Below are 231 nucleotides of genomic sequence, written 5' to 3'. Positions count from 1 at the left end.
GGGCGGTAGCGCCACGCGGCCACCACGGGTGCGACGCTTGGCCGGCTGTTGGGGGGCAACCGGCACATCAGCTTCGTTGCCAGCCGTGTCATCCTGGGCGCCGGCTTCCTCCTCGTCGGCCGCCGCTTCGGCTTCGTTGATGAGGAGGTCGCCCTGCGCGACGCGATACTTTTCGGTGGAGGGGCCGAACTGGCGCTCGATGGCCAGACGGAATTGCTCGAACAACGCCGC

General features: G+C 68.8%; 1 protein-coding gene. It reads right to left on the bottom strand.

The annotated features are described in order from the left end of the window. A partial coding sequence (locus GRB80_RS16105) for an IS66 family transposase (RefSeq protein WP_474098509.1) occupies window positions 1–231 on the bottom strand: 231 nt, incomplete at both ends.

Origin of the sequence: Halomonas icarae (assembly GCF_009901955.1) — a bacterium.
GTDB lineage: Bacteria > Pseudomonadota > Gammaproteobacteria > Pseudomonadales > Halomonadaceae > Halomonas > Halomonas icarae.
This window is presented reverse-complemented; position numbering and strand designations above follow the sequence as displayed.